The organism is Candidatus Pantoea multigeneris (assembly GCF_011752615.1).
Classification (GTDB): domain Bacteria; phylum Pseudomonadota; class Gammaproteobacteria; order Enterobacterales; family Enterobacteriaceae; genus Pantoea; species Pantoea multigeneris.
This window is the reverse complement of the sequence record NZ_VWXF01000004.1, coordinates 218456-239199: the sequence shown is the minus strand read 5'-3', so window position 1 is coordinate 239199 and position 20744 is coordinate 218456. Positions and strand designations below refer to the sequence as shown.

Here is a 20744-nt window from a genome sequence, read left to right as displayed (position 1 = left end):
TTAAGCTCTGTGGAATGTAACTAAACTCGCGGTAACTTCCTCAACGTGTCGGGCCTTATCCTGATTTTTCGGGAAGACAGTTACCACGTTATTCGCACCCAGTAACGCCATCAGCTCTGAGGCGCGGCTCTCGGGATGGATAACATCCTGAGCGTTACTGATAATCTGAACCGGGATCGCCTGACGCCGGATAACCTCCGGGCGGAGTCCGGTCTGGCTGCATAGCATTCTGTTTAACAGGGCTACCGTCTGCGCCGGATCTAAAGCGAAAAGATTCAGCATAGAGTTCGCATTGTCCTGAGAGCTCTGTTGCAACGCGTTGAAGACTTCGCTCTCCACAAATCTGGCTTTCCCCTCTATGGCACCGTAGAGGTTAAGGTAGCCCGCGGCGACGGAGAAAATCTGTAAATTTTCCGGCGAGCTTCTCAGCCCCCACGCGGGACGCACCAGAGATAACGAAAGCACGCGATCAGGCACCTGCGACGCTATACAGGCACAAACAGCCGCTCCCATGGATATTCCAGCCAACGGGGCTTTATCAATTTCAAGGTGATCGAGTAAGGCGAGGAGATCTTGCGCATAAGTCAAAATGCCGAGCTCTTCAGGCGGACCCATGTCTGATCCCCCGTGACCACGGCACTCCAGCGTGATCAGACGCCAGCTTCGGTTGGTAAACGTCCCCCGGGTCTGCTCGGCATTACCGGTTAAGCCGTGCTGGAAAACCAGCACCGGCCCCTCTGCCTGGTTGTCGTAGTAGCGCAAGCTGACGCCTTGATGGTTAAACGTCCTGATCATGCCACACTCCCTTCGAGCAGCTTCAAATGCTTATCGAGCATCAATGAAACCTCCGCAGCATCTTCAGCTTCCAGCCCGTGCGTCACCACACAGCCCGTGAAGCCTGCGTGACGAAGTTGCTGAAGGTAGTAGTGATAATCCAGCACGCCTCGCCCTGCGGTGGTAAAGGTTCCATCAGGGTTTCTGTCCTTCGCATGAGCGATAGCAATCTCATCGGCCAGCAAGTCAAACGCCTCTGCTACCACACGGTGTTGCTCGTGGAGTGTCGCAATCTCAAAAAGATTGGCGGGGTCCAGAATCACCTTGAGAAAACGGCTCTGCATCTCATCAATCAGCTGTCGTGCTTTCATCGATGAATTAACAACGTTTGCCAGCTCGGGTTCAATACCCAAAACAACATCATGTTTTTCGGCGATTTTTAGTGCATCTTCCATTGTTTTTTGCAGGATTTTCCAGCTTTCTGGCAGCAGATTATCTGGATGGAAACGCCACTGATCGGCAGGATCCCGCGAGCCGGTACACAAAGTGACAACCGGGCAATGCAGCCTCCTGGCTGCCTGGCAAACCGTTTCCAGCGATATCAACCCCTGCTTAATCACGCGAGAATCAGGATGAGTCATGTTAAAAGTGGCGGAGATAGCCTCCAGGCACACCCGGTGTCTCTGGCTGGCCTGTTTAACATCTTCCAGCACGCTATCAGGAATGAAGTGTGGTAACGCGTTCAGCCCTGCACTGGAAAAATTGAATTGTGTCCCCTGATAGCCTAAGGCGTGGATCAACTGGAAATTCTCATCCACAGATTGCGTGGGAAAGGTTTTAGAGAAAATACCTTTATTCATCAGATCGCCCCTTTTGCCGCCGCCACCTGAACAGATTTACCGGTGCGCACCGAAGCCTGTATGGCCGCCATTGCTTTGACGATGAGTAATCCCTCTTCAATGCCCGTTCCTGCCACTTCGCTTTCACTCAGTACGGCATTAGCAAATGACTCCAGTTGGCGACGATAGAATTGGCCATCCGCCGCCAGGGCGCGGCTCCATGATGCGGTTTTCTCATGGAAAATATCCACTTCGCTTGATTTGTACAGCCAGGGATTAAACGTTTTGCCCAGGATACTGCCGTTTTCCCCATAGATCTGAAACCCTTCATGCCAGTCCATTCTGACACCCACACTGAGGTCGAGATGGCCGAGCGTCCCATTCGCAAATGCAACGTCCATATACCAGCAATGCACGCCACCGCGATGGAGAAAACGCGCTTCAATTTCGGTGATCTCCCCGGCAAGGAACATGGCGGTGTCGATAAGATGGCTGCCATGCGCCAGCAGATAATATTGTTGCAGGTCGGCTTTAGGGTCGATGGCCGGTTTACGGCGAGATAAGCTTTTAACGATCTGCGGTTGTACGGCATCCGTCACCGTATAGCGATGGCTGTTGTCACAATACCAGCCTTTATAGGCTACCAACTCTCCCATCTCCTGCTGAATGAATTCCCGCGCCGACTGAATGCCGCCATCAAAACGCTTCATATGGCCAATCTGAAAGACGCGACGGGTTGAACGGGAAATCTGCAGCAGTTCCTCGCACTCTTCTACCGTCACACCCAGCGGTTTCTCGCAGAGCACATGTTTACCGGCCCGTAACGCCATGATGGCTAACTGAACGTGAAACGCATCCGCTGTGGCAATGATGACGGCGTCAACGTGTTCATCGTCCAGCATCTGCTGATAGTCCGCATACGCTTTTTGCGGAGCCCACATTGCCGACATACGCTCGCGGAGATCGTCGGCGCTGTCACAAATTGCGTAAAGCTCCGCATTACAGGCCTTCGTGCACGCTTCAAAGTGCCCTGCCTGCGAGATTGGCCCGCAGCCTAAAACACCCACTCGTAATTTTTTCTGTACTTCAGGCATGGTAAAACTCCTTAGAAATAGGCTGATTCAGCGCGTAATGGCTTTTTGACTGATGGCGGAAGGTTGGGTTGTGGCCCCGTTTTGTTTGCGGCTGCGAATATATTTCAACGAGATAGCGACAACAGCGGTAAATACCGCGCCCAGCAGCATGATTGAGAAAGCAAAAATGGGTTTATTCATGGCACCCAAAAGCGCCACTACCGGGCCACCGTGCGCCACGTTATTGGTGATCCCAATCTGGAAGGCCAACACGGATGCCAACATACTGCCCACCACATTCGCCGGGATCACCGTGAGCGGATCGCGGGCGGCAAAGGGAATTGCCCCTTCTGAGATCCCCATCATCCCCATGGCGATAGCGGCTTTCCCGGCCTCATGCTCTTCTGGCGTAAACAACCCGCTTTTTCGCGCAACCAGGCTGGCAATCCCCATACCCAACGGCGCAACGGGTATGGCGCAGGCGATGGCACCCAAATATTCAGGATGGCCGGAAGTCATCATGCCGAGACAGAATAGAAACGCGACCTTGTTAAAGGGGCCTCCCATATCAAAGCCCGCCATCCCGCCAATCACGATCCCCAGCAGCACCAGGCTTCCGCCGCTCAATGAAACCAGCATCTTGTTGAGTGACTGCATCAAATCAGCAATAGGAGCGCCAATCACGAATATAAATAAACCGGAAATCAGGATAGTGCCGAGCAAAGGCGCGATAAGAATCGGCACTAATGGCTGAATCACCTTGTGCCATTCTCGTCGCGCCAGCCAACGCACCGCGTAGCCCACAATAAATCCGGCAAGAATGGCACCAATAAACCCGGTCCCCGCCGCCGCGCCATAAAAGCTGCCGGTGTTCGCAATCCATCCGCCAATAAAACCGGGCGCCAGACCGGGCCGCTCAGCGATGGCATAAGCGATGTAAGCGGACAGCACCGGAATCATGAGCTGAAACGCAACCGCCCCGACGCTGAGTACGGTGTTCCAGATACTCCCTTCCGGAATCACCAGCCCGTGGGGGCCGGGCACACCACCAATCGTCAGCGAAAGCGCAATCATCAGCCCGCCCGTAACGACAAAGGGGATCATGTGAGACACGCCATTCATCATGGAGCGATAAATATTTTTTCCCGCACCGGCCGAGTCCATCAGCGAATTTGTACGCTTACCCGGCTTACTCTCTGGTTGCCAGACCGGGGCGGCCAGAGCCTGATTAATCACTTCCCGTGCGCCGCGAATAGGTGCTTTGACGCTGGTGTAAATCACTTTTTTGCCGGCAAAACGATCGGTATCAATCGGTTTGTCACTGCTGACAATGATCGCTTCTGCCTGTGCGATTTGCTGATCTGTCGGTGAGTTACGCACCCCGATAGAGCCATTTGTCTCCACCAGGATGTCATAACCCAGTTCTCTGGCCCCTTTCTCCAGCGCTTCAGCAGCCAGATAGGTATGCGCGATGCCAGTGGGACAACCGGTCACACCAATCAGGAATCCCCGGCTTTGCTGCGGAGCAACAGCCTCTTCTTCCTGCCCCTGGAAAAGCGCCAACACCTCTTCAGGAGAAGCGGCTGAAGAGAGCTGCTTAATAAAACGCTCTTCAACAAAGCGTGAAGCAAGCTGAGCGAGTATCTGAATGTGCGTGTCATCTGCGTTGTCTGGCGAGGCAATCATGAAAAAGTAGTGGCTCAGTTCACCGTCTTCTGCGCCGTAATCGATACCGCTGCGGCTGACGCCAATCGCAACTGCAGGCGCAGTCACGGCACGGCTTTTCGCATGAGGAATGGCAATCCCCTCCTCAAAGCCTGTACAGCCTTGTTCTTCACGGGAGAGCACGTCTTTTAAAAACTGGTTTTCATCTGCAACCTTGCCCGCATTGCGCAGGATAAGTGCCATCTCGCGCAGGAGATCGGCCTTGTTTTGCGCTTTCAGGTTCAGGTGAATCAGTTCTTTACTCAGCAATGTATTTATCATTCTGTTGCCTCGTTTTTGTAGGGTTTAACGCATCGAAAGGCGATTAACGCAGCGCGCGAGACCAGAGCATCGTTTCGCGGTAGTCAGAGGCGTTGAATGCCAGCGATCCCATCACTACGGTGTCAGCCCCGCTTTCGCGCAGTGCGGGCACGGTGTGGCTTCGAATCGCTCCGTCGGCAGCCAGCAGGATTCTATGTTCCGCACCGCAACGGCCAATCAGCTGGCGCGCTTCATGCAAACGGCCACAGGCTTGCTCGCTGAGGTCCTGACCTTTCACCCCCATCAAGGTGCCAAGCAGGGTGAGAATGCCTACGCGGGGCAACCACGTTTCAGCCGCTGAAACCGGCGTCGGAAGCTGAAGGACCAGACCCGGTACACATCCGTACTCTTCAATGCGTGTTAAAGCCTGATCAAGCCGCTGGTTTTCTGCATGGACTGAAATGATGTCGGCACCGGCTTCGGCGAACTGGTCTATTTGCTCCAGCAGAATGCGATCGTCAACCATCAGATGCACATGTAGCGGCTTGTGAGTGAGCTGACGGATCTGCGCGACAACATCAGGGAAAAACAGAAACGCAGGGGAAAAGTGACCATCGGAAACGTCGATGTGGTAGATGTCGGCGTACTCATCAACACGGGTAATCTCATCGGCTAAGCGGGTCAAATCCGCTGACCACAACGAGAGTTCTGCCATCAGTCGTTCAGCAGGAAGGGTTTTCATATCAAAACGAACTTTTGCATGCGGCATACAGATTCCTGTTATTGAAGGAGATTATGTTTTCAGGATTTATACTGGCTCGCCTACGGGGCGATAAAAAGCCGCCTCAGAACGGGAAAATAGCTTCCGCCATTGCATAAAATAGGAAGCAAAGTTGAAAAAGATCACATTTTGGTTACATTCAGAGGCACTAAAAGCGGAAAAAATGAAAAGCGGAAACTTATGCCCAGTGTCGATCATCACTTCCAGCGCATCTATCTGCTGTTTGCTGGCAATGAAGCGCAATCGTTAAGAATCGATGACATTGCGACCGCTATCAGCAGCAGCAAGTGCAATGCCCGAAATGTTCTGAGCAAGATGAGTGACAGAGGCTGGCTGGAGTGGGTTCCGGCACGCGGGCGGGGGAAAAAGTCGACATTACGCTTTCTGGTCACGCCGCAGAAAATCGAGCAAAACCGGCTCGAAGAATATATCGATGATGATCGCGATGTGTTTCCAGCGAAGCGGCTTGAGTCCAGTCAAAAACGGCTCAAGGAACTGGTGCGGGAGAATTTTGGCACCTTTGTGACCAGTCAGGGAGTCAGCATTCGTATTCCCTACTACCGTGCCGTGGATACGCTTACGCCGCTGTCGCCCCAAAGACGCACCGAAAGGCATCTTATTCGGCAATGCTTCTGTGGTCTGTCACGCTACGATGCCTTCCAGGCTCAGGCGGTTCCCGACCTGGCCCACTACTGGCTCAGCCATAATGGCGACACGGAATGGCACTTCTTTTTACGCAAAGGGCTGCATTTCTCTGATGGCAGCGCGATCACGGCGGTGCACATCAAACGTTGTATTGATAATGCGCGCATGTCGCTGGTATTCCGTGGGATGTTCACTGATATTCGTGAAATAACCACTGAAGGCGATCTTAAGGTTATATTCCAGCTCAGACATCCACTGAATCATCTACCCGAATTACTGGCAACCATCCCCGCCAAAATTTTCAAAACGCAAATGGCAAGCTCATTAGCACCGGCCCTTTTTCGATTGCCGAGCATTCAGACAAGCTGCTTTGCATCCGTAAAAACCGACATTACCATCTTGCTGCGCCAATGATAGATGAAGTCAATGTGTATCGGTTTGATACCCAGGATATCAACATGAGCTTCATTCCTCTGCTGCGCACCACCCAACCGGAAGCGATCAACAAACCCAGAGAGCGAAAACTCGAACAGGGTGCCAGTTTCCTACTGATCGACGCTGACGGCCAGTGTGCCGACACGGCGTGGCGTAAATTCCTCAACGACCTCCTCCAGCCCGTGGATATCTTGCGGCGCAGTGCGCTAAAGCAAGATTATGCCCGCGCACTGTCATTTTCTGCCGGTATGTTGCCGGGGTGGAACCACCGCGAAATTGACTACAATATGACCAATCCCGCTTTTGGTCTTAACCGCCCTGTTGTCCTGGCGACCTTCAGGCAACCCGAACTCAGTCAACTTGCGGCGGGCATTGCCACGCTATTGCATGAGAAAGGCATCGAATGCCGGGTCGAGGAGTTTTCATATCTGGCGTACATGACATCCTCTGCCCCCGGCGTTGATCTGTGGCTCACCAACTTTATGGTTGATTTTGAGGACGTCGGTGCATACAAAAACTGGCTGGTTGTTGATCCAACACTGCAAAGACTGCCCTATGCGTTACGTCACAATCTCGATGTGTGTATCGCCGCATCAGCACAACAACCGTTCAACACCTTCCATCAGGCGTTGGAAACCTGTTTCGGAAGTATTACCCGTGGAAAGTGGATCATTCCCCTGTTCCACCACTGGCTGGATTACGAATCTGATTCAGCTTTTACCTGGCGGGATTCCAACACCCTGGGGTGGCCAGACTTTAGTCAGGTGTGGATTGAATAATGCCTGTTCTCTTCAGCACATCCCGTAGCCTATAGTTAATGGTATTCACTTTACGCAGGAGGCAGTTATGGCAGGCGGCTGGTCTGAAGATGGTGCAGTACAGAAACAGATCGATGCAACGGTCGATGATGCAATAGCACGCGCCCGCAGCAATCTCCGTCACGGCGAGAGTGCGGAATTCTGCGAAGACTGTGGCGAACCGATACCCGAAGCGCGACGTCGCGCTTTGCCGGGTGTGCAATACTGCGTCAACTGTCAGGAGAAAATCGATAAGCGCGAAGCCAGCCACAGCGGATATAACCGGCGCGGCAGCAAGGACAGCCAGTTGCGTTAGTCCGCGTTCAATCGCCCATGGATAAAATCAATCAGCGCTCTTGTTTTGGCAGGTAAGAAGCGACGACCTGAATAAATAGCGAATAATTGCAGTGGGGCGACCGCCTGTTCAAACGCAACCTCAATTAAACGCCCATCGCTAATGAAAGGCTGGCAGGCTTGCTGCGAAAGAATGGCAAAACCGACACCCGCAATCGCAGCCCTTCCCGCCATCTCCCCGCTGTTTACCCGATAATGTCCATTCACCTTGACGGTGTCGAATCCTCCCCTGGCATTGACGAACTGCCACGGTGCCCCTTTCAGTGCACTTACGGTGGTGATACAGGGTAATGCTTCCAATTGACGGATATGCGTGGGAGTGCCATAGCGCTGAATAACGGAGGGTGCGGCCACAACCGTGCAAGGGATAGTCACCAGATGGCGGGCGATATAATCACTGTCATCCATCTGACCTCGGGTAACTATAATCGCTAGATCCAGGTCATCTCTTAGCGATTCAAAGCCGGACAAATTTGTAACACAGCTGATCTCCAGATCAGGATACTGACAGGCGAAGTCAGCGATGACAGAACCCAGTAATGCCGGTCCTATTTCATTGGGGATACAGAGACGTAAGGGGCCCTTGAGTTGCATTTGCCGCAAGGTGAGCTCAGTTTCGGTTTGCTCCAGTGCCTCCAGTAGTGGCTTCGCCCGGCGATAGAGCAACTGCCCCGCAGCGGTAAGTTTCATATGTCGCGTGCTGCGCTCGATAAGCTGGAGGTGCAGCTTTTCTTCTAACTGAGAAATACAACGACTGACGTTGGATGTCGGCATTTCAAGGGCTTTCGAAGCCCCAACAAAACTCTCTTTTTCAACGACAGCAACAAACACTTTAAGGCTATTAAAATCCAGGGCCGGGCGCATCAACTATCCCATTTATGATAAGAGTAAGTGCCATTTTTACCATGTAGTTAACGTATTTGATAGCAACTAAACTCGAATCTCTTTCATCCTTGAGTGACTTGTTATGCCACTTATCACACAGACGTTTAATCATCGTTCGCTGATGCGAATAGCCATTGTCATCGCGTTTATCCAGTTCACTAATGCGCTGGAATATATGGTGTTCAATCCTGTTTTTGCCTTTATGGCGGCAGATTTCGCCGTCCCGATCTCTTTTTCCGGCTACGTGTCCGGCATGTACACGTTCGGCGCGGTCCTTTCGGGAATTATTGCCTTTTACTGGATTGGACGTTGCAATAAGAAACGTTTTTTAATCGTTAATATGGCACTGTTGGGCCTGCTGACACTTTTGACGACATTCACGACCAGTTTTCATCTTCTGCTTGCGCTGCGATTCTGCGCAGGCGTAGTTGGCGGGACCACAATGGGTGTGGGAATCAGCATTGTCATCAATAACGCCCCGGCCGATGTGCGCGGAAAAATGATGGCTACGGTGATTGCATCATTTGCGCTGGTCAGTATTGTTGGAATACCCGCTATTTTATTTCTGTGTACCCACGCTGGTTGGCATCTCGCGCTGTGGTCGATAACTGCACTTTGTTGGTTAGCATTACCACTGATTGTCTCTACCATACCTCAAGACCCTGTCTCTTCGGATAGGATCTACATACCGCGTCTCGATACGGAAACCTTACTGTTTGCCTCCAGTAATGCGCTGGTACAGTTTAGCCCGATGCTGGTCATGCCGGTGTTGGTTCCCTTAATGTTACAACAGTTGGGGGCTGCGCCAGACCAGCTACCCTGGTTGTTCTTTGGTGGCGGTGTTACAGGTTATCTGGCGACAAAAGTAACCGGTATGTTGACCTCTCGTTTTTCCGCTTTCATTCTGGCAACAGGTTCAACCAGCATCTTTATATTGAGTTTGCTGATTCCTCTCCTGGGCTATCAGCAGTCGGTATTATTTATCACTCTTTTCCTTGGTGCATCTTATAGTCGCCTGGTGGCTTCTTCCACGCTAACGATGCAGTTTCCGGATAGCGGACAGCGAGCTGGATTCTCTTCATTGCAGACATCAATAATGTATTTAATGACCACCATAGCTTTTTTCCTGTCCGCTCTACTATTCCCTGAACACGGCATGACACAGAGGGATACAAACACCTTACTAACGATAAGCGCAATAAGCGCATCAAGCTTCCCGATGGTCGTGATTATTCTGCAAAAGAAGCTGGCAAAACGTTTTCAACCATCAATCATACAAAGTTAGCCGTTGGTTTTTAATCCACTGAGGGCCAAAGGGCGTCCCTGCCCTTAGCCTTCTTAATCTTTGCTTACCCACACATCGTAGGCATTTTCCGGGATCTGACGGAAGGTACGGAAACCAATGCCGTGGACATGTGACGCGGCGGCAATTTCATCATCCGGAGCGTACAGCGGGATCGCGAGCGCCTGTTGAAGAATGGCGTAATTTTGCAGTTCGCTATAGATGGCTTTGCGTTTGGCTTCGTCCAGCGTGTGTGCAGCATCGTTCAGCCAGGCAGAGACTTGCGGTGCATCGGTGCGGCTGTAATTGATCGCGCCACCGGCATCGATCGGCAGGTAGTGATTTTCCAGATCGAGGCCGTCCGTATCGTCGTGAGAATTTGGAATGGAGCCGTAATTGCCATTCTTAATGTACTGATAATAGGTACCGGGATCGACATAGCGGATTTTCAACTCAATGCCTAAACGCTGGCGAGCCTGCGCCTGCACCGCTTCCAGCAACACATCTCGCTGATCGCGCACCGTAACCTGTGATTGCACCACCAGAATGCTCAGCCGCTCGCCATTCTTCACGCGGATGCCATCGCTGCCCTTGAGGTTCCAGCCGGCTTCATCCAGCAATTTATTGCCAAGCTGAGGATTATTACCGTATTTGCCCTCAATGCTCTTGTCATACAGCGGATCAATCGGTGAGGTGATCCCCCAGCTATGTACGCGGTGACCACGGTAAATCGACTTGATAATGCTGTCGATATCCAGCCCCTGGAGCAATGCTTGTCGCACATTTAACTCTTTGGTTGGCCCGTCTTTGATATTCAGGAACAGGGTGTAAGGCGTCCCCGTGTTGGGTGCGCTCTGGTAGCTAAAATCGGGATTATCGATAAATTCACCCGCATCATTACCTGAGATGCCCTCAATAGCATCAACCTGACCGGATAACAGCGCGCCGGTTCGCACCGAAGACTCCGGTAAAATACGATAGGTAATACTGTTGAGATACGCCGGTCCCTGGTGATGCGCATTCCCGGAAGACCAGTGATAATTTGGATTACGTACAAAAACAATTTGCTGATTCTTATCCCAGCGTTTCAGGATAAATGGCCCGGTGCCATAAATATCCGGTCCGCCTTGTTTCAGGTCTGGCTGTTTCCATGACGATGGCGAGAGTAATTTCAGCCAGCTAATATACGAAAGAAACGGACTATAGACTTCTTTTAACGTCACGCTCACCGTATATTCATCAGGGGTAGTGATACTCGCAATGCGTGAGCCAATCACGCACATGGTGGAGCCTGCACAATAAGTCAGGTTTTGCAGATTATGGAAATTCTCAGCAACCGCAGCCGCATTAAACTTTTCGCCATTAGAGAACGTCACATCCTGACGTAAGTGGAATGTGTATGTCTTATTATCTTTGCTGATTTCATAGCCGGTAGCGAGCCAGGGAATATAGCTACCATCGGCTTTGCGCGCCAGCAGGGACTCAAACGCTGCACGCTGCACCAGCTCCACTTTCGTCTGACCGTTAAACTGTGGATTCAGTGTAGTGGGATTGGTTTCAATCCCCCAGACGAAATCTCCCCCCTGCTGCGGTTTTTCAGCAGCATTATCGGCGGCGTAAAGGGGGTGTAAGCCAGATATAACCAACAGTGCGACAGCACTTAGTGAATATTTCATAATACTCTCATCGACAGGTTGCGAAATAATCCCGGAGGGTCATTAGCCAGATTAAAAATGTCTAATATGAATAGAAAAATGACGAATGATTATTGATGAGAGCGTTGACAGAGTAAAATCACAATACCTGCATAGAATGGATAATAAACAGCATTGTGCTTAAATATGGCGTGCTATTTAGCCATTGATCGCCTGCGGGTTGCCCTCTTCACACTCTTCAGGACGCAAGGTATTAAACGTGTGTAATAACGCTTTAAGCTGCTGCATCTGTTGCGGCCCAAATTGCTGCTCAATCTGCTGGTAACCCGCATCTATTTCGCTACACGCTTGCTGATACAACTCGACGCCGCTCGGCGTCAGTGAAGCAAACAGTTTACGTTGGTCGTTCAGCGGTTTGAGACGAAACACCAGCCCATCACGTTCCAGCCGGGTCAGAATGCCGGTCAGGCTGGGGCGCAAAATACAAGCCTGCTGCGCCAGGTCGTGAAAATCCAGTGACCGGTGTTCCGCCAGAATACGAATGATGCGCCATTGCTGCTCCGTCAGGTTGTAGCGATTCAAAATCGGACGGAAGTAGCCCATCGCCGTTTCACGCGCCTGGAGCAAGGCAATGGTCAGGGAATCATACATATTCAGCACCGTTCAGGATTGGTTTAAGGATGAGTTACGCAGTATAGGGTGATGCAACTCACATGCCTATCTGCAAATAATGACACAGCTTCACAAAAGCATAATGTTAACAACTTAATAAAGTGATCGCCATCACAAATAAATTAACAAAAAAATAACACACCCAGGTTCATACAAATCATAACCACATGATTATTAGTAATATAATCCTGTTTTTTGTCCGAAAAATTCAATTTCACCCCCTTTTTCACCGTCTTGACCACCTCCACAACTCCGATCTAATAATAATTCATTAACATGTTAACGATGTGGCGTAGATGCCCTCACAGCTACAAGGAATCGCAATGAAAAGGTCCGTATTTGCTGTTGCGCTCAATCATGGCTCGCAAACAGCAGCCTGGGATGAACGCTTTCATGAAGCTCCCTACAAAACGCCGCCGAAAACCCCGGTCTGGTTCATTAAACCGCGCAATACCCTGCGAGCTAACGGTGATGCGGTACAACTGCCGCCGCAGTTAACCACCTACAGCGGCGGTACCCTTGCGGTGGTGATTAGCAAAACGGCACGTAAAGTTGCCGTGGGCGATGCCGCGAAGTTTATCGCCGGGTATGCACTGGCCAATGATGTCAGCCTGGCGGAGGAGAGCTTCTATCGCCCCGCCATTCAGGCGAAATGCCGTGATGGCTTCTGCCCGATTGGCGAAGTGGCAATGCTGGAGGACGTCAGCAATGTGCAAATCCTCACCACCGTCAATGGCGTCGAGCGCCAGCGCTGGTCCACCGCCGAGTTGCACCGTAATGCGGCCGAATTAATTGCCGCGCTGAGCGATTTCGCCACCTTGCAGGCCGGGGACGTAATTTTGCTGGGTACCCCGCAGGTACGCGTTGAGCTAGCACCGGGCGATGACGTGGTGATTAGCGCAGCCGGGCTCCCTTCGCTGCACACCCGCTTTACCGCTGATGCCGTGATTGCCAGCCAGCCGGACGGTCAGCCAACGCTGTTTGCTCTGGGCCTGAACTACGCCGATCACGCCAGTGAACTGGACTTCAAAGCACCGGAAGAGCCGCTGGTATTCATCAAGGCAGCCAACACCATAACGGGCGATCACAGCGTTAGCGTACGTCCAGACAATCTCGAATATATGCACTACGAAGCCGAACTGGTGGTGGTGATCGGCAAAACCGCGCGCAACGTCAGCCGCGCCGAAGCATTGCAATATGTGCAGGGCTACACCGTCTGCAACGACTACGCGGTACGTGACTACCTGGAAAACTACTACCGCCCTAACCTGCGCGTAAAAAGCCGCGACACGCTGACGCCACTGTTACCCAAAATTACGCCGCGTGATGCCATCCCGGACGTGCAGAACCTGCAACTCAAAACCTTTGTTAACGGCCAACTGACCCAATCCGGCACCACGCATGACATGGTCTTCGACGTTGCCTACCTGATTGAGTATCTGAGCAGCTTCATGACGTTACAGCCAGGCGACATGATCGCCACCGGCACGCCAAAAGGGCTGGCGGATGTGAAACCCGGCGACGAAGTGGTGGTGGAAGTTGAAGGCGTAGGCCGTTTAACCAACCGGATTGTCAGTGAAAAAGCGTTTGAGGAGAGCCTGAAATGAAAAAGATTAACCACTGGATTGACGGCAAAAGCGTCGCCAGCAACGACTACTTCACTACCGTCAATCCTGCCAATGGCGAAGTGTTAGCCGAAGTGGCGTCTGGCGGGGAAAAAGAGATTCATCAGGCCGTTGAAGCCGCTAAAAATGCGTTCCCGAAATGGGCCAACACCCCTATGAAAGAGCGCGCACGTCTGATGAACCGCCTCGGTGAGTTGATCGACAAAAACGTGCCAGAAATCGCCGCGATGGAAACCGCCGATACCGGCCTGCCGATCCATCAGACCAAAAACGTGCTGATCCCACGCGCCTCGCACAACTTTGAGTTCTTCGCAGAAATCTGCCAGCAGATGAACGGTCGCACCTATCCGGTTGACGACAAGATGATGAACTACACGCTGATCCAGCCGGTGGGCGTCTGCGCGCTGGTGTCACCGTGGAACGTGCCGTTTATGACCGCCACGTGGAAAACCGCGCCCTGCCTGGCGCTGGGTAACACCGCCGTCTTAAAAATGTCGGAGCTTTCACCGCTGACTGCCGACCGTCTGGGTGAACTGGCGCTTGAGGCCGGTATTCCGGCGGGCGTACTCAACGTGGTGCAGGGTTATGGCAACACCGCGGGTGATGCGTTGGTGCGCCACCATGACGTGCGCGCTATCTCCTTTACCGGTGGCACCGCAACCGGCCGGAAAATCATGCAGACCGCAGGTCTGAAAAAATACTCGATGGAGCTGGGTGGTAAGTCCCCGGTGCTGATTTTTGAAGATGCAGACATTGATCGCGCCCTGGATGCGGCGCTGTTTACCATCTTCTCCATCAACGGTGAACGTTGCACCGCAGGCTCACGCATCTTTATTCAGCAGAGTATCTACCCGGAATTCGTACGCCGTTTTGCTGAGCGTGCCAATCGCCTGCGCGTCGGCGACCCAACCAATCCTGAAACCCAGGTCGGCGCGTTGATCAGCCCGCAGCACTGGGAAAAAGTCTCCGGTTATATCCGTCTTGGTATCGAAGAAGGTGCCACCCTGTTAGCGGGCGGCCCGGACAAGCCAGAAGGCCTGAGCCAGGGTAACTATCTGCGCCCTACGGTGTTTGCCGATGTGGACAACCGCATGCGCATCGCGCAGGAAGAAATCTTTGGCCCGGTTGCCTGTCTGCTGCCTTTCAAAGATGAAGCAGAAGGTCTGCGTCTGGCCAATGACGTTGAATATGGCCTCGCCTCTTATCTCTGGACTCAGGATGTCAGCAAAGTCCTGCGTATCTCGCGCAGCATTGAGGCCGGCATGGTCTTCGTCAACACCCAGAACGTCCGTGACTTGCGCCAGCCGTTTGGCGGCGTCAAAGCCTCAGGAACCGGACGTGAAGGCGGCGAATACAGCTTCGAAGTGTTTGCTGAGATGAAGAACGTCTGCATCTCCTTTGGCGACCACCCAATCCCGAAATGGGGCATCTAATCCCGGTTCAGTCTCTCCACGCGCTGGAGAGGCACATTGTTACCCTACTGAGAGTTTTACGATGACAACAAAATTAACTACCGGCCTACCCGCGCCTGATGTACTGCGCTGCGCCTATATGGAAATTCAGGTCACGAACCTGAAAGCGTCGCGCGAATTTTACGTGGATATTCTCGGTCTGCATGTGACCGCAGAAGATGACAAGACGCTGTATCTGCGTTCGCTGGAAGAGTTTATCCATCACAATATCGTGCTGCGTGAAGGCCCGGTGGCTGCCGTTGCCGCTTTCGCTTTCCGTGTCCGTAGCCCGGAAGATGTGGATCGCGCTGAGGCTTACTACAAGGCGCTGGGATGCAAAACCGAACGCCGCGTGAACGGTTTCGTGAAAGGCATTGGTGACTCCGTGCGCGTTGAAGACCCGCTCGGCTTCCCTTACGAATTCTTCTATGACGTGCAGCACGTAGAACGCCTGGCGTGGCGTTATGAACTCTATACCCCAGGCGCACTGGTGCGTCTTGACCACTTTAACCAGATCACGCCAGATGTGCCGCGTGCACTGGAATACATCGAGGGACTGGGTTTCCGCGTCACCGAAGATATCCGCGATGATAAAGGCACCGTGTATGCCGCCTGGGTGCGCCGTAAATCAACGGTACATGATACCGCGATGACCGGCGGTGCAGGCCCACGTATGCACCATATTGCTTTCGCTACCCATGAGAAACACAACATTCTGGCGATCTGCGACAAGCTCGGGGCGCTGCGTAAATCAGACATGATTGAGCGTGGCCCTGGCCGTCACGGCGTCTCTAATGCCTTCTATCTCTATATTCGCGATCCAGACGGGCACCGCATTGAGATCTATACCCAGGATTACTACACCGGCGATCCAGACAACCCGGTAGTGAGCTGGGATGTGCATGACAATCAGCGTCGTGACTGGTGGGGAACGCCTGTGGTCCCAAGCTGGTACACCGACGGATCACTGGTGCTGGACCTCGATGGCAAACCACAACCGGTGCGTGAACGTGAACACACCAGCGAAATGGCCGTGACCATCGGCGCCGATGGCTTCTCCTATACCCGCAAAGGGGATGAAGAAGCCGGTTATAAGCTCGGTAACACGCTCTAATCCTCAGGCTGCGGTCCTGTCCACCGCAGCCTCCTTCTTTCAGGAGTTCGCTATGCCCCACTTTATCGCCGAGTGCACTGAAAACATTCGCCAGCAGGCCGATCTTCCTGGCCTGTTTGCTGAGGTTAACCGCCACCTTGCCGACAGCGGTATTTTCCCGCTGGGTGGCATCCGCAGTCGCGCCCACTGGATCGATACCTGGCAGATGGCGGATGGCAAACACGATTACGCCTTTGTGCATATGACACTCAAGATCGGCCATGGCCGTCAGTTGGATGAGCTCCAGCCAGTGATTGCCGCGCTGTTTGAAAAGATAAAACAACACTTTGCGGCGCTCAGCGCAGAACGCTATCTGGCACTGTCGCTGGTGCTGGAAGAGCTGCATCCGGTGCTGAACTTCAAGCATAACAACGTCCATGCGCTGTTTCGCTAACCTGTAAGGAATCTCCCGTGTTAGATAACGCCACCATCAAAGCGCTGGCCCACGAACTGCACCAGGCGGAGCAGAAACGTGAGCAGACGCGCCAGCTTTCTCTGCGTCACACCGACATGACCATTGACGATGCCTATGCCATTCAGCGTCAGTGGGTTGCCACCAAAATTGCCGAAGGCCGGGTATTGAAAGGCCATAAGATCGGTTTGACGTCCAAGGCCATGCAAGCCAGTTCACAAATCAGCGAACCGGATTACGGTGCCTTGCTCGATGACATGTTCTTTGACGACGGCAGCGATATTCCCATTGATCGTTTCATTGTTCCGCGCGTTGAGGTCGAACTGGCTTTCGTCTTAGCTAAACCGCTGCGCGGCCCCAACTGCACGATGTTTGATGTCTACAACGCCACGGATTACATCATCCCGGCGCTGGAGATCATTGATGCACGCTGCCACGGTATCGATCCGGAAAGCCAACGCCCACGTAAAGTGTTCGACACCATCTCAGACAACGCCGCCAATGCCGGGGTAGTGATGGGTGGCCGTCCGATCAAACCTGATGTGCTAGACCTGCGCTGGATTTCAGCGCTGATGTATCGCAATGGCGTCATTGAAGAGTCAGGCGTAGCCGCTGCCGTGCTGAACCATCCGGCCAACGGTGTGGCCTGGCTGGCCAATAAACTGGCCCCGCATGACGTGGAGCTGGAAGCGGGACAAATCATCTTAGGGGGTTCATTTACCCGTCCGGTTGCCGCGCGCAGAGGTGACACCTTCCACGTAGATTACGGCGTGATGGGTGCTATCAGCTGCCGCTTCGTTTGAGGAAAAGCGATGATAATCAATACGTTTAAGCAAGCGTTGGCGGCGAAGCAACCGCAAATTGGCCTATGGCTTGGCCTGGCCAGTAGCTACAGTGCTGAAGTAGTGGCCGGTGCCGGATTTCACTGGTTGTTGATTGATGGCGAACATGCGCCCAACGACGTGCGTTCCGTGCTCGGTCAACTCCAGGCGATAGCGCCTTACGCCAGCCAGCCGGTCGTGCGACCGCCGTGGAACGATGCGGTGATCATCAAACAGCTGCTGGATACCGGCGCACAAACGCTGCTGATCCCAATGATACAGAACGCGGAAGACGCGCGTAACGCGGTAAAGGCCTGTCATTATCCACCGCGCGGTATCCGTGGCGTGGGCAGCGCCCTCGCCCGCGCCTCACGCTGGAACCGGGTGCCGAACTATCTGCAACAGGCCGATGATGAGATGTGTGTGCTGGTGCAGATCGAAACCCGTGAAGGCGTCGCCAACCTTGATGAAATCCTCGCCGTAGAGGGTGTTGATGGGGTGTTCATTGGCCCGGCGGACCTCAGTGCCGACATGGGCTATATGGGTAATCCGGCACATCCTGAAGTTCAGGCCACCATTGACCGGTGTATTGAGAAGATTCTCGCGGCCAACAAAGCGCCAGGCATCCTGATGGCGAATGAAGCGCAGGCTCAGCGCTATCTACAACGGGGGGCGCTGTTTGTTGCGGTCGGCGTCGATACCACGCTATTAGCACGCAGTGCTGAAGCATTGGCAGCCCGTTTTACCTCTTCCCTTTCACAGTCAACCGACGGTCAGCAGTCAGTCTACTAAGCTACCGGGAGAAAACCATGACGACTTCAACGCAACAATCCTTTGATGCTAACGTTTCTGCCACTGAACAACGTGTTGTGAAAAAGCTCTTTCGGCGTCTGATTGTGTTTTTATTCGTCCTGTTTGTTTTCTCCTTTCTTGACCGCATCAATATCGGCTTTGCCGGGCTGACCATGGGTAAAGACCTCGGTCTGACATCCACCATGTTCGGTCTGGCGGCCACGTTGTTCTATGTCACCTACGTGATCTGCGGTATCCCCAGTAACATCATGCTGGGCATTGTTGGCGCACGCCGATGGATTGCCAGCATCATGGTGCTGTGGGGCATCGCTTCTACCTGCACGCTATTTGCCACCAATGCCCATACGCTCTATCTGTTGCGCATGCTGGTAGGGATTGCCGAGGCGGGCTTTCTGCCGGGCATTTTGGTTTATCTCACCTGGTGGTTCCCGGCGTATTATCGCGCCAGGGCTAATGCCCTGTTTATGATTGCGATGCCGGTCACCATGATGATTGGCTCGTTGCTCTCTGGTTATATTCTCGCGCTGGATGGCCTGTGGGATCTCAAAGGCTGGCAGTGGTTGTTCCTGCTGGAAGGCTTACCCTCAGTCCTGCTGGGGATTGTGACCTGGTTTTTTCTGGATGATAAACCCGCACAGGCGCGTTGGTTAGACGGTGATGAGAAACGGGCGCTGATCGCCATGTTGGATCGTGAGCGGGAAATTCCTAAGCCCAATTTTTCCACGCGTAAACCGCTGTGGCGTGAAGTTTTGACTTCTACGGTGCTGCTCTACACGCTGGCTTACTTTTGCCTGACCAACACCCTGAGTGCGATCAATATCTGGACGCCGCAGATCCTGAAAAGCTTCAATGAAGGCAGCAGTAATATCGTGATCGGCGTGCTAGCCGCAATCCCTCAGCTCTGCACCATCCTCTGCATGATTTGGTGGAGCCGCCGCTCAGACCGTTTGCAGGAGCGCAAGCGCCATACCATTTTGCCCTACCTGATGGCGGCAGTCGGCTGGCTGCTGGCCTCGGCAAGTGCCCATCCGCTGCTGCAACTGCTGGGCATTGTGATTGCCTCCTCTGCCGCCTTTACCGCCATGGCGATCTTCTGGACCACCCCGGACCAGGCGATCAGCTTTACCGCTCGGGCGTTAGCACTGGCGGTGATCAATGCCATGGGCAATGTCGGTTCTGCTGTTAGCCCCCTGCTGATTGGCATCCTGCGCGACACAACAGGCAGTTTCAGTGCGGGATTGTGGTTTGTCGCAGGGCTGCTGGTGCTAGGGGCGCTGGTGTTGACCAAAATACCGATGAACGTGCGTAAACCTTCCTCCGTCTCCTCTGCGCAGCAGTCAGGCCCCCTTCCTCAGGAGACACAATGAGTAGCTTTGAGAATATTGATATTGGCAAGGTGTATCAGCCCGACCACGCCAGCGAGGAGGTGCATTACGAAACATTTGCCCGCCTCGCCAGCTTCTTTGGCCGTGATATGCATCCCCATTGGCACGATCGCTCTTTTCAGCTGCACGTTCTGGTCACCGGGAAGATCACTCTGCAACTGGATGAACATTTTTATGATTTGAAGGCGCCGCTGTTTGTGCTCACGCCGCCCTCCGTGCCCCATGCCTTTATCACCGAATCAGACAGTGATGGTCACGTGCTGACCGTACGCCAGGAGCTGATTTGGCCGCTGGTGGAGAAGCTGTGGCCAGGCAAAGCCGATGCGATCAATCGCTCTGGCATTTGCCTGTCGCTGGAGTCGGCCCCAGCGACACTGGAGGCGCTGCACCACTACTGGCCGCTGATTGCGGCGGAGTTTCAGCAAAATTCGCCGGGGCGGGAGCTGCTGCTGAACGCACTGGCCCAGGCGGTGTTTACCCTGGTACTGCGTGAAACGCCCCCCGAGGAGATTGCCGTCAGCGGTATTCGCGGAGAGATGCGCCAGTTCCAGCGCTTTAACCGTATGATAGATGATTGCTTCCGCCAGCATCTCACGGTACCGGACTACGCGCGCGAGCTGGGGCTGAGCGAATCCCGGCTCACTGAAATGTGCCGCCGGTTCGCTAATCAATCGCCCAAAAAGTTGATCTTTGAACGCGTGCTGCGTGAAGCCAAGCGCCAGCTGCGTTACAGCAGCGAAAGCGTCAACCAGATCTCCTACGCGCTGGGGTATAAAGATCCGGCCTATTTCGCGCGTTTTTTCCATCGAATGGCGGGCTGTTCCCCGACGCAGTTTCGCCAGCAGTAGTTTCTTTCCCGCCATAAAGCGATGAGGTTTCCCCCTCGTCGCTTTTTTCGTTTGACGTCGATCTCACTTTCTCCCGCGC

Annotated in this window: 20 protein-coding genes; 12 read left to right on the top strand and 8 right to left on the bottom strand. The window is 53.3% G+C overall.

Annotation, left to right across the window (positions count from 1 at the left end; translation table 11 throughout):
• From F3J40_RS11920 to F3J40_RS11900, 5 genes are read right to left on the bottom strand one after another with little or no spacing between them, the layout of a single operon-like run.
• Positions 1-795, bottom strand: a complete 795-nt coding sequence (locus F3J40_RS11920; protein ID WP_167014863.1) for an alpha/beta fold hydrolase — start codon at positions 793-795, stop codon at positions 1-3.
• Positions 792-1634 carry a sugar phosphate isomerase/epimerase family protein gene (locus tag F3J40_RS11915; protein ID WP_167014861.1) on the bottom strand — a complete coding sequence of 281 codons (843 nt, stop codon included), beginning with the start codon at positions 1632-1634 and terminating at the stop codon, positions 792-794. The genes F3J40_RS11920 and F3J40_RS11915 overlap by 4 nt, the downstream gene beginning before the upstream one ends.
• Positions 1634-2707, bottom strand: coding sequence for a Gfo/Idh/MocA family protein (locus F3J40_RS11910; protein WP_167014860.1), 1074 nt, complete (start codon positions 2705-2707; stop codon positions 1634-1636). Before F3J40_RS11910 ends, F3J40_RS11915 begins: the two co-directional genes overlap by 1 nt.
• 27 nt (positions 2708-2734) lie before the next feature.
• Positions 2735-4672 carry a PTS fructose transporter subunit IIABC gene (locus F3J40_RS11905; RefSeq protein ID WP_167014858.1) on the bottom strand — a complete coding sequence of 646 codons (1938 nt, stop codon included), beginning with the start codon at positions 4670-4672 and terminating at the stop codon, positions 2735-2737.
• Positions 4673-4715: 43 nt separating this feature from the next.
• Positions 4716-5420 carry a ribulose-phosphate 3-epimerase gene (locus F3J40_RS11900; RefSeq protein ID WP_167014856.1) on the bottom strand — a complete coding sequence of 235 codons (705 nt, stop codon included), beginning with the start codon at positions 5418-5420 and terminating at the stop codon, positions 4716-4718.
• A 192-nt stretch (positions 5421-5612) separates the two neighbouring features.
• On the opposite strand from F3J40_RS11900, the gene F3J40_RS11895 reads away from it, so the two are divergent.
• From F3J40_RS11895 to F3J40_RS11885, 3 genes are all read left to right on the top strand, one after another.
• Positions 5613-6491, top strand: a complete 879-nt coding sequence (locus tag F3J40_RS11895; RefSeq protein ID WP_167014854.1) for an SgrR family transcriptional regulator — start codon at positions 5613-5615, stop codon at positions 6489-6491.
• Positions 6492-6535: 44 nt separating this feature from the next.
• Positions 6536-7291, top strand: a complete 756-nt coding sequence (locus F3J40_RS11890) for an SgrR family transcriptional regulator (protein WP_167014852.1) — start codon at positions 6536-6538, stop codon at positions 7289-7291.
• A 67-nt stretch (positions 7292-7358) separates the two neighbouring features.
• Positions 7359-7625 (top strand): DksA/TraR family C4-type zinc finger protein, encoded by a 267-nt coding sequence (locus F3J40_RS11885; RefSeq protein WP_167014851.1) that lies wholly within the window; start codon positions 7359-7361, stop codon positions 7623-7625.
• Here F3J40_RS11885 and F3J40_RS11880 read toward each other — a convergent pair.
• Entirely contained in the window at positions 7622-8527 is a 906-nt protein-coding gene (locus F3J40_RS11880; RefSeq protein ID WP_167014849.1) for a LysR family transcriptional regulator, read from the bottom strand. The genes F3J40_RS11885 and F3J40_RS11880 overlap by 4 nt on opposite strands.
• Positions 8528-8630: 103 nt before the next feature.
• Here F3J40_RS11880 and F3J40_RS11875 point away from each other — a divergent pair, with 103 nt between their 5' ends.
• Complete coding sequence (locus tag F3J40_RS11875; RefSeq protein ID WP_167014847.1) at positions 8631-9833, top strand: MFS transporter; 1203 nt, start codon at positions 8631-8633, stop codon at positions 9831-9833.
• A gap of 53 nt (positions 9834-9886) precedes the next feature.
• On the opposite strand, the gene F3J40_RS11870 is transcribed toward F3J40_RS11875, so the two are convergent.
• Both F3J40_RS11870 and hpaR read right to left on the bottom strand, forming a co-directional pair.
• Positions 9887-11506 carry an ABC transporter substrate-binding protein gene (locus tag F3J40_RS11870; RefSeq protein WP_167014845.1) on the bottom strand — a complete coding sequence of 540 codons (1620 nt, stop codon included), beginning with the start codon at positions 11504-11506 and terminating at the stop codon, positions 9887-9889.
• 177 nt (positions 11507-11683) lie between these two features.
• Positions 11684-12136, bottom strand: a complete 453-nt coding sequence (gene hpaR, locus F3J40_RS11865) for a homoprotocatechuate degradation operon regulator HpaR (RefSeq protein WP_167014843.1) — start codon at positions 12134-12136, stop codon at positions 11684-11686.
• Between the two features lie 344 nt (positions 12137-12480).
• Between hpaR and F3J40_RS11860 the strand changes: the two genes are divergently transcribed.
• From F3J40_RS11860 to hpaA, 8 genes are all read left to right on the top strand, one after another.
• Positions 12481-13764, top strand: coding sequence for a fumarylacetoacetate hydrolase family protein (locus tag F3J40_RS11860; protein ID WP_167014841.1), 1284 nt, complete (start codon positions 12481-12483; stop codon positions 13762-13764).
• Positions 13761-15215 (top strand): 5-carboxymethyl-2-hydroxymuconate semialdehyde dehydrogenase, encoded by a 1455-nt coding sequence (hpaE, locus tag F3J40_RS11855; protein ID WP_017349079.1) that lies wholly within the window; start codon positions 13761-13763, stop codon positions 15213-15215. The genes F3J40_RS11860 and hpaE overlap by 4 nt, the downstream gene beginning before the upstream one ends.
• A 61-nt stretch (positions 15216-15276) precedes the next feature.
• Positions 15277-16347: a 3,4-dihydroxyphenylacetate 2,3-dioxygenase gene (gene hpaD / locus F3J40_RS11850; protein ID WP_017349080.1), complete on the top strand. Its 1071-nt coding sequence runs from the start codon at positions 15277-15279 to the stop codon at positions 16345-16347.
• A 52-nt stretch (positions 16348-16399) separates the two neighbouring features.
• Entirely contained in the window at positions 16400-16780 is a 381-nt protein-coding gene (locus F3J40_RS11845) for a 5-carboxymethyl-2-hydroxymuconate Delta-isomerase (RefSeq protein ID WP_017349081.1), read from the top strand.
• A gap of 17 nt (positions 16781-16797) precedes the next feature.
• Positions 16798-17601, top strand: a complete 804-nt coding sequence (hpaH, locus tag F3J40_RS11840) for a 2-oxo-hept-4-ene-1,7-dioate hydratase (protein ID WP_167014839.1) — start codon at positions 16798-16800, stop codon at positions 17599-17601.
• A gap of 12 nt (positions 17602-17613) precedes the next feature.
• Positions 17614-18411, top strand: coding sequence for a 4-hydroxy-2-oxoheptanedioate aldolase (hpaI, locus tag F3J40_RS11835; protein ID WP_369410942.1), 798 nt, complete (start codon positions 17614-17616; stop codon positions 18409-18411).
• Between the two features lie 17 nt (positions 18412-18428).
• A complete protein-coding gene (gene hpaX, locus F3J40_RS11830; RefSeq protein ID WP_167014835.1) occupies positions 18429-19799 on the top strand; it encodes a 4-hydroxyphenylacetate permease in 1371 nt (456 codons plus the stop codon).
• On the top strand, positions 19796-20665 hold the full coding sequence (hpaA, locus tag F3J40_RS11825) for a 4-hydroxyphenylacetate catabolism regulatory protein HpaA (RefSeq protein WP_167014833.1): 870 nt from the start codon (positions 19796-19798) through the stop codon (positions 20663-20665). Before hpaX ends, hpaA begins: the two co-directional genes overlap by 4 nt.
• Positions 20666-20744 lie beyond the last annotated feature (79 nt).